Source organism: Aquabacterium sp. A08 (assembly GCF_011742065.1).
In genome coordinates this window covers 1-1,445 of the sequence record NZ_JAAQQT010000551.1, presented here as the reverse complement: position 1 = coordinate 1,445, position 1,445 = coordinate 1, and the positions used below count along the sequence as shown (strand labels likewise).

The window sequence follows — 1,445 nt, the reverse complement described above, 5'->3', positions numbered from 1 at the left end:
TTGAAGCGCAGCACCGGCTGGACGCCTTCGGGCACCGGCGGCAACACCTTGCCCGGCTCCGGGCGCCAGGTGCCGTCGTAACGCGGTTTTTCCTTGTTGGCCATCTGGCGCTCGCGCAAGGCATCCAGTTCCGCCACGCTCATGTAGCAGGGGTAGACGTGGCCGGCGGCGATCAATTGCTGCAGCACCGCTTTGTAGCGGTCCATGCGCTGCATCTGGTAGAACGGACCCTCGTCGTGGTCCAGGCCCAGCCAGGCCATGCCTTCGAGGATGACGTCCACCGCGGCCTGGGTGGAACGTTCCTGGTCGGTGTCTTCGATGCGCAGGATGAAGTCGCCGCCCTGGGCGCGGGCAAAGGCCCAGGGGTAGAGGGCCGAGCGGATGTTGCCCAGGTGGATGAAGCCGGTGGGCGACGGGGCGAAACGGGTGCGGACGCGTGCGGTCATGGATCAGTCGAGGGTGTTCAGGCCACGGGCCAGGTCGGCCTGGATGTCCTGCAAATGTTCAAGGCCCACGGCGACGCGGACCAGGCCCTGGCCAATGCCGGCGGCCTGGCGCTGGGCTTCGGACAGCTTGCCGTGGGAGGTGCTGGCCGGGTGGGCCAGCAGGGTTTTGGTGTCGCCCAGGTTGGTGCACAGCGACAGCACCTGCAGCGCGTCGAGCACATGGAAGGCGCGGGCGCGGGCCTGTTCGGGGTGGTCGGCCTTCACGTCAAAGGCCAGCACCGCGCCGCCGCAACCGTCCATCTGGCGCATGGCCAGGGCGTACTGCGGGTGGCTGGGCAGGCCGGGGTAATGCACGCGGGCCACGGCGGGGTGGGCCTCCAGCCACTGGGCCAGGGCCAGCGCCTGGGCGCTCTGGGCACGCAGCCGCAGGCTCAGCGTTTCCAGGCCCTTGAGCACCACCCAGGCGTTGAACGGCGACAGCACCATGCCCGCGTTCTTCTGCACCGGCAGCAATTTGTCGAGCACCAGGCGCTCGGGCGCGCACACGGCGCCGGCCATGACGCGGCCCTGCCCATCCAGGTATTTGGTGCCGGAGTGGATGACCAGGTCGGCCCCCAGCGCGATCGGGCGTTGCAGCGCCGGCGTGGCAAAGCAGTTGTCCACCGCCAGCCAGGCGCCGGCGTGGTGGGCCAGGTCGGCCAGCGCCGCGATGTCGCAGACCTCGGTCAGCGGGTTGGTGGGCGTTTCGGCGAACAGCAGCCGGGTGTTGGGGCGGATGGCCGCCGCCCACGCCGCCAGGTCGGTCTGCGGCACGGCGGTGGACTCGACGCCAAAGCGCGCGAACTCGGAACCGATCAGCTTGAGCGAGGAGCCGAACATGGACCGCGAATACACCACGTGGTCACCGGCTTTGAGCAGGCCGAAGCACATCAACATGATGGCCGACATGCCCGAGGCGGTGGCCAGGCAGGCCTCGGCGCCTTCCAGCGCGGCCAGGCG

2 protein-coding genes are annotated in these 1,445 nt (G+C 69.6%); both read right to left on the bottom strand.

Translation table 11 applies throughout. The features are described 5' to 3' along the window. A partial coding sequence (locus tag HA630_RS05340) for a glutamate--tRNA ligase (protein ID WP_243855352.1) occupies positions 1-446 on the bottom strand: 446 nt, incomplete at its 3' end. A gap of 3 nt (positions 447-449) precedes the next feature. Further along, positions 450-1,445, bottom strand: a 996-nt coding sequence (locus tag HA630_RS05335) for an aminotransferase class I/II-fold pyridoxal phosphate-dependent enzyme (RefSeq protein WP_166833026.1), incomplete at its 5' end; no start/stop codon positions are given.